This is a genomic window from Variovorax sp. KBW07 (assembly GCF_003852515.1).
Classification (GTDB): domain Bacteria; phylum Pseudomonadota; class Gammaproteobacteria; order Burkholderiales; family Burkholderiaceae_C; genus Variovorax.
This window is the reverse complement of sequence record NZ_QAJK01000040.1, coordinates 3277-18488: the sequence shown is the minus strand read 5'-3', so window position 1 is coordinate 18488 and position 15212 is coordinate 3277. Positions and strand designations below refer to the sequence as shown.

Sequence of the window (15212 nt, the reverse complement as noted above, 5' to 3'; positions counted from 1 at the left end):
GGTCATTCGGCCTTGATGTTCGAATCCTTGATGACGGTTCCCCATTTGCGCTTGTCGGCGGCCAGGAACTCCCGGAACTTCTGGGGCGTGCTGCCCACGGGCTCCAGCCCGTCCTGCAGCAGACGCTGCGCGATCTCCGGCATGGCGAGCACCTTGGCGGTCTCGCGCTGGATGCGTTCGATGGCCGCGGGCGGTGTGCCCTTGGCGGCGCACAGGCCGGTCCACGTCACGGGGTCGAAGTTGGCAATGCCCGATTCAGCCACGGTGGGCACGTCGGGCAGGCTCGCGAGCCGGTGCGTGCTGGCCACGGCCAGCACACGCAGCTTGCCGGAACGCACATAAGACATCGAGCTGACGGGCTGGTCGAAGATCATGGCGACCTGGCCCCCGAGCAGGTCGGTCATGGCCTGGCCCGTGCCCTTGTAGGCGATGTGCACGATGTCGATGTTGGCGCGCGACTTCAGCATCTCTCCGGCCAGGTGGCCGCCGGTGCCGTTGCCGGACGACGCGAAGTTGATCACGCCGGGTTTCGCCTTGGCATAAGCGACCAGTTCCTTGACGTTCTTCGCGGGAAGGTCGGCGTTCACCAGCAGCAGGTAGGGCGCGTTGGCGACCTGCGTCACCGGCAGGATGTCGGTCTCGGGATTGAACGGCATGCTCTTGAGCAGGTGCGGCTGGATCGAGAGCGTGCCGGTGGTGCACATCATCAGCGTATGGCCGTCCGGCGCCGCGGACAGCAGCGCCGACGCTGCGATGTTGCCGCCCGCACCGGGCCTGTTGTCGACGATCACCTGCTGGCCCAGTTGCTCCGCGAGCCTGGGCGCGATCAGGCGCGCCACGATGTCGTTGGAGCCACCGGGCGCAAAGCCCACGACGATGCGGATCGGCTTGGTGGGAAACGCGTCGGCTGCGAACGCGCCGCCGCCGGCCGGCACTGCCATGGCGAGCAGCAGCGGCAGCGCTCTCAGGAAGGATCTGGGGTTCATGGAGGGTTCTCGGTGCGGGGAAGAAAAGCGAGGGTCAGGAAACGAGTTGGGCGCGCGCCTGTGCGATGCGCCGGCAGCCTTCGAGCAGGTGGTCGGTGGAAGCTGCGAACGAGAGCCGGAAGTGCGAGGGCACGCCATAGGCGCTGCCCTGCAGCGCGGCCAGGTCCTGCGAATCGAGCAGATGCATGATCCAGTCGTCGCTGCTGCGAAGCACGGTGCCGCCCGGCGTGCGCAACCCGAACAGGGCACTGCACGAAGCGAACACGTAGAAGGCGCCTTCCGGGGCGTGGCAGTGGATGCCGTCGATGGCATTGAGCGCGGCCACCACGGTGTCGCGGCGCTGCCGGAAAACGTTCCTGTTGGTGGCGATGAAATCCTGCGGACCCGTCAGCGCCGCAACCGCCGCAGCCTGGCCGAGCGAGCTGGCACCCGAGGTGCTTTGCGACTGCAGCTTGACCATGGCCTTCACCAGTGCGGCCGGCGCGCCGCCGTAGCCGATGCGCCAGCCGGTCATCGCGTAGGCCTTGGAGACGCCGTTGACGGTGAGCGTGCGCTCCTTCAGTTCGGGCGCCACGCAGGCCATGGTGGCGAACGGGCGGTCTGCGTAGACCAGGTGCTCGTAGATGTCGTCCGTCAGCACCCACACGTGGGGGTGGCGCTGCAGCACCTCGGCCAGCGCGGCCAGCTCCTCGTGCGTGTAGGTGGCGCCGCTCGGGTTGTTGGGCGAGTTCAGCACCAGCCAGCGCGAGCGCGGCGTGATGGCGCGTTCCAGGTCTTCGGGCTGCAGCTTGAAGCCGCGCTCGGCAGGGCAGTCCACGAACACCGGCACGCCGCCGGCGAGCAGCGCGATGTCGGGGTAGGAGACCCAGTACGGCGCGGGAACGATCACCTCGTCGCCACTGGACACGGTGCACATCAGCGCATTGAAGATCACCTGCTTGGCACCCGTGCCGACGATGATTTCGTTACTGGCGTAGTCGAGGCCGTTCTCGGTGCGGAACTTGTGCGCGACCGCTTCCTTCAGTTCCGGCGTGCCGCCGACGTCGGTGTAGCGGGTGTGTCCCGCCGCCATGGCGCGGTTCGCGGCTTCCTTGATGTGCTGCGGGGTTTCGAAGTCGGGCTCGCCCGCGGTGAGGCTGACGATGTCTCGGCCCTGGGCACGAAGTTCGCGGGCCTTCTGGCCGGCCATGGAGCTCGGCGAAGGCTTGATGCGTTGCAGGCGAGGGGCAATGTAAAGCATGGAGTGGCGCGTTCGAAGTGGCGGTTGCGGCTCAGTATCCGGCGGCGCTTTCTTGGCTCCAAACGAGAAATCGGCAAGCGCGGCTATTCCTTTTTTTCCTGGCAATGCGTCTTGCGATACATTGATCCGGAATGAACCTGACCTTCAAGCAGCTGGAGGCCTTTTGCTTCAGCGCCCGACTCCAGAGCTTCAGCGCTGCCGCGCAGAAGCTGCACACCACCCAGTCGGCGATGTCCAAGCGCGTGGCCGAGCTCGAGGACACGCTGGGCGTTTCGCTGCTGCATCGCACGCCGCGCGGGCTGGAGATCACGCAGGCCGGACGGCAACTGCTTCCGCTGGCAGAAGACTCGCAGCGCCTGTGGCAGCGCATCGAGACCGAGGTCAGCGCCAACCAGACCTTGCGCGGCACCTTCCGCATCGGCGTGACCGAGCTGATCGCCATGACCTGGCTCACGCGCTTCATCAAGCGGCTGCAGGAGCTGCACCCCGAGCTGGTGCTCGAGCCGGTGGTCGATGCGGGCCTGACGCTGTTCCAGGGGCTGGAGTCGAACAAGATCGACCTGGCCATCATGCCGGGCACCTTCTGGGGAGCGTCCTACACCACGACCAAGGTGGGGCAGGTGCAGGACCCGTGGATGGCCAGCCCGGGGATGAAGCTGCCGCGGCGCGCGCTCAAGCCTCATGAATTTGCCAACTACCCGATCCTCGAGCAGTCGACCGGTGCCGCCAAGAACAAGTTCTACGAAGCCTGGATGGCCGAGCACGGCTTTCGCTTCAACAAGGTCTTTGCCACCAACAGCACGACGGTGCTGCGGGAGCTGACCATCAGCGGCTTCGGCATCAGCCAGCTTGCGCTGGACTACGTTCGGCCCGACATTGCCGCGGGCCTGCTGCGCATCGTGCGCAGCGACCCCATGCCGCCGCCCATGGTCTACAGCGCGGTTTACCGCAACGACAATTTCAGTCCGGCGCTGGAGCGCATGGTCGCGCTCGGCAAGGAGCTGTGCGACTTCTCGTCACGGGCGAACGTGCCGGCCGGCGACGCCGTGGCGGCCAAGCCCCGCCGTCGTCGGGCTGCCGTGGGCTGATCGCAGGAAAACGCAGCCTCGGCGGGCTCGGCGGCAGGCGGGTGTTCAGCCGAGCTTCGACAGGATCGGGAACAGCTTGCCGAGCCCGTCGGCCATCACCTCGACCGCGAGCGCCGCGAGGATCAGCCCCATGAGCCGCGTCATGATGTTGATGCCGGTCTTGCCGAGCACGCGCGCGATCGGCTGGGCCAGCGAGAAGGCCAGTGCGGTGGCCAGCGCCACCACCACGCCGTACCCCACCAGCACCGCGAGTTCCCACAGGTGCTGCGTCTTGTCGGCGTAGATCACCACGGTGGAAATGGCGGCCGGCCCGGTGAGCAGCGGAATGGTGAGGGGCACCACGGCAATGGACGCGCCCATCGACGCCTTCACTTCGGTGGCGCGCAACTCTTCGACGTTGGTCTTGCTCTCGGCGGGTTGCGCATTCAGCATCGACAGCGAACTCATGAGCAGCAGCAGGCCGCCGCCGACCTGGAAGCTCGCGATCGAGATGCCGAAGAAGGCCAGCAGCTGCAGCCCGATGAGCGCGCTGACCGCAATGACGACGAAGGCGCTGAAGGCCGACATGCGAACCGTGTGGCGGCGCTGCGCGTCGGTGTAGCCCTGCGTGTAGTGGATGAAGAAGGGCACGATGGCCAGCGGGTTGACGATGGCCACCAGCGTGACCAGCGGCTTGATGAGGTCCATGGAAGTGCTCATTGGAACTACCTTCCTCCGGTGACGTCGAGCAGGGCCATGGTGGTGTAGCTGGCTTCGGCGGACAGCAGCCACAGGATGGCGCCGGCAATTTCCTCGGGGGTGCCGCTGCGCTTCATGGGCACGCCCGGCCCCATTTCGGCGGCGCGGCCGGGCTGGCCGCCGGAGGCGTGGATGTCGGTGTCGATCACGCCGGGGCGCACCGCGTTGACGCGGATGCCTTCGTCGGCCACTTCCTTGGCCAGGCCGATGGTGAAGGTGTCGATGGCGGCCTTGCTGGCCGCGTAGTCGACGTACTGGCCGGGCGAGCCGATGCGCGCCGCGCCGCTGGAGATGTTGACGATGGCACCGCCGGTGCCGCCGTGCCTGGTGCTCATGCGGCGCACGGCTTCGCGCGCGCAGACGAAGCTGCCGAGCACGTTGATGCGGAACATGCGCTCCAGGCGCGCCACGCTCATTTCGTCGACGCGGGCCTTCACGTCGACCACGCCGGCGTTGTTGACCAGCGCGGTGAGCCGGCCGAGCTTGGCATCGACCTTCTCGAACATGGCGAGCACCTGGGCTTCGTCGCCCACGTCGGCCTGCACGGCGATGGCGGTGCCGCCGCCGGCGCGGATGGTGCGCACCACTTCGTCGGCGGCCAGCGAGTTGCTGGCGTAGTTGACGGCCACCGCATAGCCGCGCCGCGCGGCCAGCAGGGCGGTGGCGGCACCGATGCCGCGTCCGCCACCCGTGATCAAGAGCACCTGGTCCAAATCCCACCTCCTGCAGAGAAACTGCGTGTCAGTTAAAACTGTTGGCTTGGATTACATCATCGAGGGCATGCGCATGAGCGCAGCGCCGGGCCGCCCCAAACAAGCTCGCACCGCAGTGCAAAGCACGGAGGTTAAATGCATATCACCAAAACCATTGACTACTACTTTGCGCCCCAGAGCCCGTGGACTTATCTGGGTCATACCCGGTTCGAAGCGATTGCCAAGGCAGCGGGCGCCACGGTGCGCGTGCGGCCCATCGACATGGGCAGCGTGTTCCCGGTGTCGGGCGGGTTGCCGCTTGGCAAGCGGGCACCGCAGCGGCAGGCTTACCGGCTGGTCGACCTGGCGCGCTTCTCGCAGCACCTCGGGCTGCCGCTGAACCCCAAGCCGAAGTTCTTTCCGGTGGCGGGCGACGACGCGGCGCGGCTCATCATCGCGGTCGACATCAACGACGGAACCGAAGCCGCCATGCGCATGAGCGCGGCGGTGTTCGCGGCAGTGTGGGTGCAGGAGCGGAACATCGGCGATCCGAATGTGCTCGAAGCACTGGTCGCGGAATGCGGCCTGCCCGCCAAGCGCTCAGAGCAATCGCAGAGCCAGATGGTGCAGGAGCGCTACGAGGCCTACACGCAGGAGGCCATCGACATCCAGGTGTTCGGTGCGCCGAGCTACGTGATCGACGGCGAAATCTTCTGGGGGCAGGACCGTCTCGACTTCGTCGAGCGCGCGCTGCGCCCGTAAGCACTGCCATTCATTTATTCATTCATTCAATTGCTTCCCTCAAGGAGAAACACAACATGGGTCAATTCATCGATCTCACAGCCAAGGACGGCTTCAGCTTTCCCGCCTACGTGGCGGAGCCCGCGGGCAAGCCGCGCGGCGCCGTGGTCGTGGTGCAGGAAATCTTCGGCGTGAATTCGCACATCCGCGCGGTGGCCGACGGCTATGCGGCCGAGGGTTACCTGGCGGTGGCGCCGGCGACCTTTCACCGCGTGAAGCAGGGCGTCGAGCTGGGCTATAGCGACGAAGACATGAAGAACGGCTTCGGCCTGAAGACGGCGGTCGAGGCGCTGCCGGCGCCCGGCGTGCTGCAGGACATCGAGGCGGCGGTGGCCTATGCATCGAAGGCCGGCAAGGTCGGCATCGTCGGCTATTGCTGGGGCGGGCTGCTGGTCTGGCGCGCGGCGGCCCTGCTGCCGGGTCTGGCCGCGGCGGCGCCGTACTACGGCGGCGGCATGACGATGCCGGAAGAAGCCGCACGCCAGCCCAAGGTGCCGGTGCTCGCGCACTTCGGCAACCAGGACCACTGGATTCCGCTGGACACCGTCGAGGCTTTCAAGAAGGCGCATCCCGAGGTGGAAGTGCATGTCTACCCGGTGGGCCACGGCTTCAACTGCGACCAGCGCGGTTCGTACGACGCCGACGCGGCCAAGCTGGCCCGCGAACGCACGCTGGCGTTCTTCGCCAAGCACGTCGGCTGACGCAACGCGTCCGCCAACACAAAGCCCGGCGAGTGCCGGGTTTTTTTGTTTGTCTTAAGACTTGCGGGCGCCCGTGCCGTTGCCCACGCGGGTCTGCAAAAAGTCGAGCAGCGCGCGCAGCGCCGCGCTGTTGTGGCGCCGCTGGAGGTAGGCGGCCGAGAGCCACATGTCCTTGCGCGCGTAGTCTTGCAGCACCGGCACCAGTTCGCCCTGGTCGATGTGCGACTGCACGAGCAGCGACGGCAGGTAGATCACGCCGAAGCCGTGCATGGCGACCCGGATCAGCGGCGCGCCCTCGGTGCAGTCCATGCGGCTCTTGACCTGCACGTCGAGTGGCTGGCCGCCATCGTCGAAACGCCACACCGGTTGCGCACCGAGCAGCGAATGCGTGAGCGCCTCGTGGCCCGCCAGGTCGCGCGGATGCTCGGGCTTGCCGTGCTTTTTCCAGTAGACCGGCGAGGCGCAGACCACCATGCTCATGGGGCGCAGCTTGCGCACGATGAGGTTGGCGTCTTCGACGGGGCCGCTGCGGATGTCGACGTCGATGCCTTCTTCGGCCAGGTCGACCGTGCGATTGGTCAGCTGCAGGCTGATGCTCACGTCGGGGTAGTAGCGCATGAAGTCGGCCAGCAGGTTGGGAAACTCGCCGTTGCCCATGCCGTGCGGGGCCGAGATGCGCAGCCGTCCGCCGGGCTGGCTGGCGCGCTCCTGCAGCGCGGCCTGCGTGAGCTCGACCATTTCGAGCACCGGCGTGCTGCGCTCGAGCAGCAGTTGCCCGGCGTCGGTGAGGCTCACGGAGCGCGTGGAGCGGTTGAGAAGGCGCACGCCGAAGCGGGTTTCAAGCTCCGCCACATACTTGCTGACCGTGGCCTTCGACATGTCGAGTTTCTTGGCCGCCTGGGAAAAGCTGCCGTGGGATGCGACCTCCCGGAAGGTTCTGATCAGATCGAGACTGTCCATGTCAAAGCCTATTGTTTCCGTTTTGGGAACGCGATGGTTCGATTCTCCCGGGTTTTTCCTAGCTTGATTGGGCGACACTTGGGTTACAGGCCGACGTTTCAGCCAGCCTGCGTCGAACACGTGGTCCAGCCCCGTCTTCGAAGGCCCGCTGAAACGCCGGAAGGAACAACCGAAGTGAAGACCACCTCGAACATCATTGCCGCCGCAGCGCTGTCGCTGCTGGCCGTCGCGGGCGCCCAGGCCCAGGGTTTCGAGCCCGTGCAGCCGCTCAAGGCCGTGACCAGCCGCACCGATGTGGCGGCCGACGCGCTCGGCGCGGCCCATCGCGGCAATGTCTATGGCGACGTCGTGCCGGCGCCGCTGACGTCGCGGCCCAGCTCGCGCGACCGCGCTTCGATTCGTGCCGAAGCGGTGGCCGCGGCCCATGCGCCGAACCAGAACCTGGACCGCCGCGCCTTCGTCAACAGCGAAGTTCCGCCGCAGTTCCGCACGACGAATCCGTAAGCCGAAAGTCGGCGTATTCAGAAGGCCGGGCCGGTGCGAACCGGCCCGGCCTTTTTCGTGTGCATGCCTTTATGTCGCGATTGTTTCAATAGAGGAAACACCGTGTCTCTGATCCGAGCGTTTTGGCATGGCGTTTCCCCCGGAAACTCACCGCACAGGCAAGCGAACGTGCAAGCCTGGTGGACAAACCATCCGACGAAACACATTAGGAGAAACTGATCATGAAGACTTCGCAAATCATCGCTGCTGCCGCCCTGACCCTGCTTGCCGCCACCGGCGCACAAGCTGAAACCTACGAAGGCGTGAACACCGCCGTCTCGACCAAGAGCCGTGACGAAGTGAATGCCGAAGCCGTGCGCACCGCATCGGCTCCGAACCAGAACGTGACCCGCGGTTCGCGCGGCCCGGAAACGGTGGCCGTGTCGAAGGACCGTGCCATCGTCGAAGCCGAAGCCGTTCGCACCGCCTACGCTCCCGACCAGAACGTGACCTCGGGTTCGCGCGTCAACAGCAAGGTCATCTCGACCATGGTCAACCCGATCGACGCTCGCGTGCAAGCCCAACAAGGCTCGGGCGCTATCGCCAAGTAATTGAAGCCGCCCTTCGGGGCAGCTGAAATGCAAAAAGGGCCACGCGAAAGCGTGGCCCTTTTTGCTTTGGCGCCGCGGACCGGGCCGGTGCGTCAGCGCGTGCGCGCGAGGTAGCGCTTGCGCCAGAAGATCAGCACCAGCGCCACCGCGATGACCAGCATCAACGTCATCGCAATCCAGAAGCCGTCGGCCTTGTGCACCAGCGGGATGAACTCGAAGTTCATGCCGAAAATGCCGGCGATCAGGTTGAGCGGCAGGAAGATGGCGGTCAATACCGTCAGTACCCGCATGATGTCGTTGGCACGGTGGCCCTGCACGCTGAAGTGCATCTGCACCGCGGTCTCGGCGTTCTGCTCCAGCCGGTGCACGTGGTGCACCACGCGCTCTATGTGCTCGAGCACGTCGCGGCTGCGGATCATGATCAGCTCGCGTTCGCGCTGCTCGGTCTCGCCCTTGGGCAGAGGCAGGGTTTCGAGCGAGTCGATCCAGTCCTGTATGGCGGCGCGCTGGTCTTCGCAGATCTCGTCCAGGTGGTGCAGCGACTGGCGCGCGCCCATCAGCGCGCCCCAGTTGGTGAAGCGGCTGCGCGGGTCGATCAGCTCGGTCTGCCAGTGGTCGAGCTGCTTGGTGAGTTCGCGCCGCAGGTCGAGGTAGCCGTCGACGATCTGGTTGACGACGCGCAGCATCAGGTCGGACGGGCTGGTGGGCAGCCGGGCCGAGGTGGCGCGCACGTCGAGCGCCGGCGCGCCGCGGTCATCGGACGAGGCGGCGGCCAGCAAGCGCGTGGCGAAGGCGTCGCGCACTGCGCCGTCCTCGGGGTGCACCGAGAGCAGCATGCGATCGAATACGGCAAAGCCGACTGGGCGGGTGTCGACGCGGCGCAACACGGGCGGGCCGCTGCGGGGCTGCGGCGGGGTAGGCGCCGAGGGCGCTTCGCCGTTGCCATTGCCGTTGCTGCCACTTCCGCCATTGCCCGGGATCGCCTGGCCCTGGCCCGTAGACAGGCGCCGGAACACCAGCACGTCGTACTGCGAGGTGTAGTCGTAGTGCGAGGGCAACTGGTCGTTCAGCAGATCGGCCACGTGCAGGTCGACCAACTGAGTCTGGCAAAGCGTCTGCAGGATCTGCTGGACCTCGGGCAGCGAGGTCCGAAACTCCTCGCGCGTGAGCGAGATCCAGGCATAGCCGCTGTTGCCGCACGCGCCCGGCATGGTCAACGGCGCCAGTGACTGGTGCTCGCTGACCTGCGAACGGTTGATTTCGAAGATGCGCATGGCCTGACGTCGCCCCGTTCGTTGGTTCTTCTTGTATGTGCCCAGCCGATCGCCCTGGGGCGATGGTCGGACTTGAGTTGCTATTATTTTTGTAGCAACCGCGCGGCGTCAAGCGCGAAGTAGGTGAGCACGCCATCAGCGCCGGCGCGCTTGAAGGCCAGCAGGCTTTCGAGCACCACGGCGTCGTGGTCGAGCCAGCCGTTCTGGGCGGCCGCCTTCAGCATCGCGTACTCGCCGCTCACCTGGTAGGCGAAGGTGGGCACGCGGAACTCGTCCTTCACGCGCCGCACGATGTCCAGGTAGGGCATGCCGGGCTTCACCATCACCATGTCGGCGCCTTCGGCGATGTCGAGCGCGACTTCGCGCAGCGCTTCGTCGCTGTTGCCGGGGTCCATCTGGTAGACCTTCTTGTTGGCCTTGCCCAGTGTCGCGGCCGAGCCCACGGCATCGCGGAAGGGGCCGTAGAAGGCGCTGGCGTACTTGGCGCTGTAGGCCATGATCAGCGTGTGGATGTCGCCGCGTGCTTCGAGCGCCGTGCGGATGGCGCCGATGCGGCCATCCATCATGTCGCTGGGCGCCACAATGTCCACGCCGGCTTGCGATTGTGTGAGCGCCTGCTTCACCAATACTTCGACGGTGGGCTCGTTGAGGATGTAGCCGCTGTCGTCGAGCAGGCCGTCCTGGCCGTGGCTGGTGTAGGGGTCGAGCGCCACGTCGGTCATCACACCCAGTTCGGGGAACCGGGCCTTGAGCGCGGCCACCACGCGGGGAATCAGGCCGTCGGGGTTGAAGGCCTCGTCGCCGGAGGGCGTCTTGAGGCTGGCGTCGATCACGGGAAACAGCGCCATCACCGGGATGCCGGCGGCCACGCACTGCTCGGCCACGGGCAGCAGCAGGTCGAGGCTCAGGCGGTCGACGCCGGGCATCGACGGCACGGCATCGCGCCGCTTCTCGCCCTCTTGCACAAACACCGGGTAAATGAGGTCTTTTGCCGTCAGCGCGTGTTCCCGCACCAGATCGCGGGCGAAGGCGTTGCGGCGCAGGCGCCGGGGACGGCCGGCGGGGAACATGGCCAGGGGAGAAAGTGATGACGTCATATATCCAAAATTGTGCCTGAAGCAGTATTTCGAAGTACGACGCTTCCAATGTCGGGTTGTCTGACAACTACGAAAAATAGTAGGACAAAAGAGTTAGATTTTTTACTTCAAATGTCAAAGAAAGTGCCTCAGTCGCTTGAAACCTTGTTTCGTCTTTGTTAAATTCTGAAGCGGGCGGCTTGCCGCTCCCCGCTTTTCCTCCCTGAGCGGGTGCCTTGATGTGTGACAGCAAAAGGGCTTCCCAGCCCGACGTGCAGACGTCGGGCTTTTTTTTGCCCGAAGCTTTTGTCCAATGACCGTAAACCCGGGCGAGCGTGGGGTGCGCCACTAAACTGCCGGCCATGCTCTGGGTCAAATCTCTCCATATTGTTTTCATTGCGAGCTGGTTCGCAGGGTTGTTCTACCTCCCCCGGATTTTTGTCAACCTGGCGATGGTTCCGCCGGAGTCGGTGGCCGAGCGCGAGCGCCTGCTGCTGATGGCGCGCAAGCTGATGCGCTTCACCACTTTCCTGGCGGTTCCGGCCCTGGTCTTCGGCCTGTGGCTGTGGCTGGGCTACGGCATCGGCCGCGGGCCGGGCAACGGATGGATGCACGCCAAGCTGGCGCTGGTGCTGGTGGCCATCGGCTATCACCATGGCTGCGGCGTGCTGTTGCGCCGCTTCGCGGCGGGCGGCAACCGACGCAGCGACCGCTGGTATCGCTGGTTCAACGAACTGCCCGTGCTGCTGCTGCTGGGCATCGTGATCCTGGTGGTCGTCAAGCCGTTCTGAGCCCGGTGCACACGGTGGAGAGGCCGCACAAGACCGCCGCGCTCCCCCTGGCGCTCGCCTATGCGGCGCTGATCGTCTACGCCAGCCTGTACCCGTTCGCCGAATGGCGCGACCAGGGCATTGCGCCGTGGGCCTATCTGTCGGCGCCCTGGCCCAAGTACTGGACGGGGTTCGACTTCGCGATCAACGTGGCGGGCTACGTGCCCTTCGGTTTCCTGTGCGCGCTGGCCGTGTTGCGCACGCGCCGCAGCGCCAGCGTGTGGCGCGCGGTGCTGCGCGCCACCGTGGCCGGCGCGGCGATCGCCTTCGCGATGGAAACGCTGCAGAGCTACCTGCCCGTGCGCATTCCCTCCAATGTCGACCTGGGGCTGAACACGGCCGGGACCATCGTCGGTGCCGTGTTGGCGGTGGCGCTGGAGCGGCTGGGTGCGGTGGCTCACTGGAGTCGTGCGCGCTCGCAGTGGTTCATCGAAGATTCCCGTGGTGCGTTGGTGCTGCTCGCGCTCTGGCCTTTTGCGCTGCTGTTCCCGGCGGCCGTCACCTTCGGGCTTGGCCAGGTGTTCGAGCGGCTCGAGGTCGCGATCTCCGAGTGGCTGCTCGACACGCCCTTCATCGACTGGCTGCCGCTGCGCCAGTTCGAGCTCGAGCCGCTGGTGCCGGCGGTGGAGCTGCTGTGCGTGATGCTTGGCGCGCTGGTGCCGTGCCTGCTCGGGTACCTGGTGGCGCGATCGGTCGTGCAGCGCGCCTTCTTGCTGCCGCTGACCTTGTTGGCCGGCGTCGCGGCCTCGGCGCTGTCGGCTGCGCTGAGCTATGGGCCCGCGCATGCGTGGGCGTGGATGGACCTGCCGGTGCAGGTCGGCATGGCGGCCGCGCTCTTCGCCGGCGTGCTGCTGCTGTTTGCGCCGCGCCGCCTGTGCGCGGCCCTGCTGCTGGTGGGGCTGGTGCTCCAGCTGAGCCTGTTGAACCAGGCGCCCGAGAGTGCCTACTTTGCGCAGACGCTGGCCACCTGGGAGCAGGGGCGCTTCATACGCTTCCACGGGCTGGCGCAATGGCTGGGATGGGCCTGGCCCTTCGCTGTGCTCGCCTACGTGCTGGTGGCGCTGTCGCGCCGTGGACGGGTGGGGGGCGATGCCCCGGCGCGGGAGCCCGGTCACTAAAATCGGCCGATGCCCAGTTCCACCCCTTCCGCGCCGTCCGGCTACTACGGCCGCCACATCTTCTTCTGCTTGAACGAGCGCAAGAACGGCGAAGACTCCTGTGCGCTGCACAACGCACAGGAAGGCTTCGACCGTTGCAAGGCGAAGGTCAAGGAAGAGGGGCTTTCCGGGCCCGGCAAGGTGCGCGTCAACAAGGCCGGTTGCCTCGACCGCTGCGCGGGCGGGCCGGTGGCGGTGGTGTACCCCGAGGCTGTCTGGTACACCTTCGTCGATGCGGATGACATCGACGAGATCGTCGAGTCGCACCTGAAGAACGGGCAGGTCGTCGAGCGGCTCCTGCTGCCGGCCGACGTGGGCCGCTGAACTTTCCCGCGGACCCCGTGCTCGTACCGTGCACGACGCCGGCCTGGCCGGCGCCCCTCACACTCACAGCGCCATGAATTCCCAGACTGAAAAGATCAGCCTCCAGGGCGCCGCCGGCGCCATCGAGGTGCAGCGCGATCTGCCGGCCGACGCTGCTTCGCGCGGCATCGCGGTCATCGCCCATCCCCATCCGCTGTTCGGCGGCACCATGGACAACAAGGTCGTGCAGACGCTGGCGCGTGCCTTCGTCGCATGCGGCTGGACGACGGTGCGCTTCAACTTCCGCGGCGTGGGCGCCAGCGAAGGCGTGCACGACGAAGGGCGTGGCGAACTCGAAGACATGCTGAATGTCGTCGGCCAGCTCGCGCCCGAAGGCCCGCTGGCCATTGCCGGTTTTTCGTTCGGTGCCTTCGTTGCAAGTTGCGCGGCCGAAAAGCTCTGGGCCGCGCGCGACGTGCAGCAGATCGTGCTGATCGGCACGGCGGCTTCGCGCTTCTCCGTTGCCACGCTGCCGGCCGAGGCCCATGAGCGCATGCTGGTGGTCCACGGCGAAGCCGACGACACCGTGCCGCTGTCCGCGGTGATGGACTGGGCGCGGCCGCAGTCACTTCCTGTCACAGTCGTCCCCGGGGGCGGCCACTTCTTTCACGGACAATTGCCGCTGCTCAAAAGTCTGGTTGTCCGCCATCTGCGCGCGGGCATTGCTTGAAAGCCTCGCAGGCTTTGTTTTCGTCTCTTTCCAAACTCCCCATGAATCGTTTTCTAGGCGCGCTCCGCGCGCTGGTCTTTACCGCCATCGCATCCGTCAGCCTGATTGCCGCCGCCCAGGTGCCGGCGCCGCCCGAGATCGCAGCGCGCAGCTACCTGCTGCTCGACGTCACGGCAAACCAGATCCTGGCGCAGAAGGACATCGACAGCCCGGTCGAGCCGGCTTCGCTGACCAAGCTGATGTCGGCGTACATCGTGTTCGACGCGCTGCGCGCCAAGAAGATCACGCTGACGCAGACCTTCCCGGTCAGCCCGCGCGCCTGGAAGATGCCGGGCTCGCGCATGTTCATCGACCCCAAGATGCAGGTGCCGGTCGAAGACCTGATCAAGGGGCTGATCGTGCAGTCGGGCAACGACGCCACGGTGGCGCTGGCCGAAGGCGTGGGCGGCACGGTGGAGCACTTCGTCGAACTCATGAACGCCCAGGCCAAGGCCCTGGGCATGAAGAACACGAGCTACAAGAACCCCGAAGGCCTCACCGCGCCCGGCCACACGACCACGGCCCGCGACCTGAGCATCCTGGCGACGCGCCTGGTGCGCGACTTCCCTGAAGAAGCCAAGTACTACGCGATCAAGAAGTACCGCTACCCGGGCACGCCGTCGACCAACGACACCAACCGCAACCTGTTGCTGTTCCGCGACCCGACCGTCGACGGCCTGAAGACCGGCCATACCGATGCGGCCGGCTACTGCATGATCGCCACCGCCAAGCGCGACTTTCCCAACCTGACGGGCGGCCGCCGCCTGCTGTCGATCGTGCTGGGCGCTTCGGGCGAGACGGTGCGCGCCAACGAATCGCAAAAGCTGCTGAACTGGGGCTACACCGCCTATGACGCGGTCCGCCTGTTCGACGCCGGCCAACCGGCCGCCACCCCGGCGGTCTGGAAGGGCAAGGCGAACACGCTGAAGCTGGGCCGTCCGGAAGCCATCGTGGTTGCGGTGCCAGCCGGCAGCGCCAGCAAGATCAAGACCCAGGTGTCGCGCCCCGACCCGCTGGTGGCGCCGTTCACCAAGTACCAAGCCGTCGGCTCGCTCAAGGTCACCCTGGACGACCAGCCGGTGGCGGACGTGCCGCTGGTGGCCCTCGAAGCCGTTGAGCAGGCGGGCATCTTCGGCCGCGCCTGGGACGCCGTGCGCCTCTGGATCAAGTAAGGCGGCAGGGCGGCCGAGGCCGTTCCGGCCCGCGCCGGTTGCTGCGGACATTGCCGTTTCAGGTACGTTTGCTATACTCGTGGGCTTTTCGGAATTTTCCGAAGGGTTTCACGTTTTCGTTATTCCCGGCTTCCTTGAGTCACGACCAAGGGCGGTTTCGCAACCAGGGCCGGGTTGTTTTGGGACTAATTCATTCATGCCAACCATCAATCAACTGGTGCGTCAGGGTCGAACGGTCGAAAAGATCAATTCGAAGAGCCCTGCCATGCAGAACTCGCCGCAACGTCGCGGTGTCTGCACCCGCGTCTACACCACGACGCCAAAGAAGCCC

18 protein-coding genes and 1 pseudogene are annotated in these 15212 nt (G+C 66.2%); 11 read left to right on the top strand and 8 right to left on the bottom strand.

All coding sequences use genetic code 11. The annotated features are described in order from the left end of the window. Positions 1 to 2: 2 nt before the first annotated feature. A complete protein-coding gene (locus DBV14_RS08695; protein WP_124458787.1) occupies positions 3 to 986 on the bottom strand; it encodes a tripartite tricarboxylate transporter substrate binding protein in 984 nt (327 codons plus the stop codon). 34 nt (positions 987 to 1020) lie between these two features. Beyond that, positions 1021 to 2226: a pyridoxal phosphate-dependent aminotransferase gene (locus DBV14_RS08690; protein ID WP_124458786.1), complete on the bottom strand. Its 1206-nt coding sequence runs from the start codon at positions 2224 to 2226 to the stop codon at positions 1021 to 1023. A gap of 131 nt (positions 2227 to 2357) precedes the next feature. On the opposite strand from DBV14_RS08690, the gene DBV14_RS08685 reads away from it, so the two are divergent. Further along, on the top strand, positions 2358 to 3314 hold the full coding sequence (locus DBV14_RS08685; protein WP_124458785.1) for a LysR family transcriptional regulator: 957 nt from the start codon (positions 2358 to 2360) through the stop codon (positions 3312 to 3314). A gap of 45 nt (positions 3315 to 3359) precedes the next feature. Here DBV14_RS08685 and DBV14_RS08680 read toward each other — a convergent pair whose 3' ends face one another. Beyond that, positions 3360 to 4013 carry a MarC family protein gene (locus DBV14_RS08680; protein ID WP_124458784.1) on the bottom strand — a complete coding sequence of 218 codons (654 nt, stop codon included), beginning with the start codon at positions 4011 to 4013 and terminating at the stop codon, positions 3360 to 3362. A 5-nt stretch (positions 4014 to 4018) separates the two neighbouring features. Then, the gene (locus tag DBV14_RS08675; protein WP_124458783.1) at positions 4019 to 4765 is read right to left on the bottom strand and encodes an SDR family oxidoreductase; all 747 of its coding nucleotides are present in this window, start codon (positions 4763 to 4765) and stop codon (positions 4019 to 4021) included. A 135-nt stretch (positions 4766 to 4900) separates the two neighbouring features. Here DBV14_RS08675 and DBV14_RS08670 point away from each other — a divergent pair, with 135 nt between their 5' ends. Both DBV14_RS08670 and DBV14_RS08665 read left to right on the top strand, forming a co-directional pair. Further along, positions 4901 to 5506 (top strand): 2-hydroxychromene-2-carboxylate isomerase, encoded by a 606-nt coding sequence (locus tag DBV14_RS08670; RefSeq protein ID WP_185545970.1) that lies wholly within the window; start codon positions 4901 to 4903, stop codon positions 5504 to 5506. Positions 5507 to 5562: 56 nt separating this feature from the next. Next, on the top strand, positions 5563 to 6246 hold the full coding sequence (locus DBV14_RS08665) for a dienelactone hydrolase family protein (RefSeq protein ID WP_124458782.1): 684 nt from the start codon (positions 5563 to 5565) through the stop codon (positions 6244 to 6246). A gap of 54 nt (positions 6247 to 6300) precedes the next feature. Here DBV14_RS08665 and DBV14_RS08660 read toward each other — a convergent pair whose 3' ends face one another. Next, a complete protein-coding gene (locus DBV14_RS08660) occupies positions 6301 to 7206 on the bottom strand; it encodes a LysR family transcriptional regulator (protein WP_124458781.1) in 906 nt (301 codons plus the stop codon). A 174-nt stretch (positions 7207 to 7380) separates the two neighbouring features. Between DBV14_RS08660 and DBV14_RS08655 the strand changes: the two genes are divergently transcribed. Together DBV14_RS08655 and DBV14_RS08650 are read left to right on the top strand one after the other, a co-directional pair. Next, positions 7381 to 7710: an alpha/beta hydrolase gene (locus tag DBV14_RS08655; RefSeq protein WP_124458780.1), complete on the top strand. Its 330-nt coding sequence runs from the start codon at positions 7381 to 7383 to the stop codon at positions 7708 to 7710. Between the two features lie 221 nt (positions 7711 to 7931). Continuing rightward, positions 7932 to 8300 carry a DUF4148 domain-containing protein gene (locus DBV14_RS08650; RefSeq protein WP_124458779.1) on the top strand — a complete coding sequence of 123 codons (369 nt, stop codon included), beginning with the start codon at positions 7932 to 7934 and terminating at the stop codon, positions 8298 to 8300. Positions 8301 to 8392: 92 nt separating this feature from the next. On the opposite strand, the gene DBV14_RS08645 is transcribed toward DBV14_RS08650, so the two are convergent. The 3 genes from DBV14_RS08645 to DBV14_RS08635 all read right to left on the bottom strand — a co-directional run bounded on the left by DBV14_RS08645 (position 8393) and on the right by DBV14_RS08635 (position 11026). Further along, on the bottom strand, positions 8393 to 9574 hold the full coding sequence (locus DBV14_RS08645; RefSeq protein ID WP_124458778.1) for a magnesium transporter CorA family protein: 1182 nt from the start codon (positions 9572 to 9574) through the stop codon (positions 8393 to 8395). Between the two features lie 83 nt (positions 9575 to 9657). Then, complete coding sequence (hemB, locus tag DBV14_RS08640) at positions 9658 to 10644, bottom strand: porphobilinogen synthase (protein WP_124458829.1); 987 nt, start codon at positions 10642 to 10644, stop codon at positions 9658 to 9660. 94 nt (positions 10645 to 10738) lie between these two features. Beyond that, positions 10739 to 11026 carry a hypothetical protein gene (locus tag DBV14_RS08635; protein WP_148092433.1) on the bottom strand — a complete coding sequence of 96 codons (288 nt, stop codon included), beginning with the start codon at positions 11024 to 11026 and terminating at the stop codon, positions 10739 to 10741. Here DBV14_RS08635 and DBV14_RS08630 point away from each other — a divergent pair. From DBV14_RS08630 to rpsL, 6 genes and pseudogenes are all read left to right on the top strand, one after another. Continuing rightward, the gene (locus DBV14_RS08630; RefSeq protein ID WP_124458776.1) at positions 11013 to 11441 is read left to right on the top strand and encodes a CopD family protein; all 429 of its coding nucleotides are present in this window, start codon (positions 11013 to 11015) and stop codon (positions 11439 to 11441) included. The two genes, DBV14_RS08635 and DBV14_RS08630, sit on opposite strands and share 14 nt — an antisense overlap. 14 nt (positions 11442 to 11455) lie before the next feature. Further along, positions 11456 to 12598: a VanZ family protein gene (locus DBV14_RS08625; RefSeq protein WP_124458775.1), complete on the top strand. Its 1143-nt coding sequence runs from the start codon at positions 11456 to 11458 to the stop codon at positions 12596 to 12598. 9 nt (positions 12599 to 12607) lie between these two features. Further along, a complete protein-coding gene (locus DBV14_RS08620; protein WP_124458774.1) occupies positions 12608 to 12961 on the top strand; it encodes a ferredoxin in 354 nt (117 codons plus the stop codon). A gap of 73 nt (positions 12962 to 13034) precedes the next feature. Further along, the gene (locus tag DBV14_RS08615) at positions 13035 to 13670 is read left to right on the top strand and encodes an alpha/beta hydrolase (RefSeq protein WP_124458773.1); all 636 of its coding nucleotides are present in this window, start codon (positions 13035 to 13037) and stop codon (positions 13668 to 13670) included. 41 nt (positions 13671 to 13711) lie between these two features. After that, complete coding sequence (locus tag DBV14_RS08610) at positions 13712 to 14881, top strand: D-alanyl-D-alanine carboxypeptidase family protein (RefSeq protein ID WP_124458772.1); 1170 nt, start codon at positions 13712 to 13714, stop codon at positions 14879 to 14881. Between the two features lie 196 nt (positions 14882 to 15077). Further along, a pseudogene (gene rpsL, locus DBV14_RS08605) lies at positions 15078 to 15212 on the top strand (30S ribosomal protein S12); the annotation flags it as partial.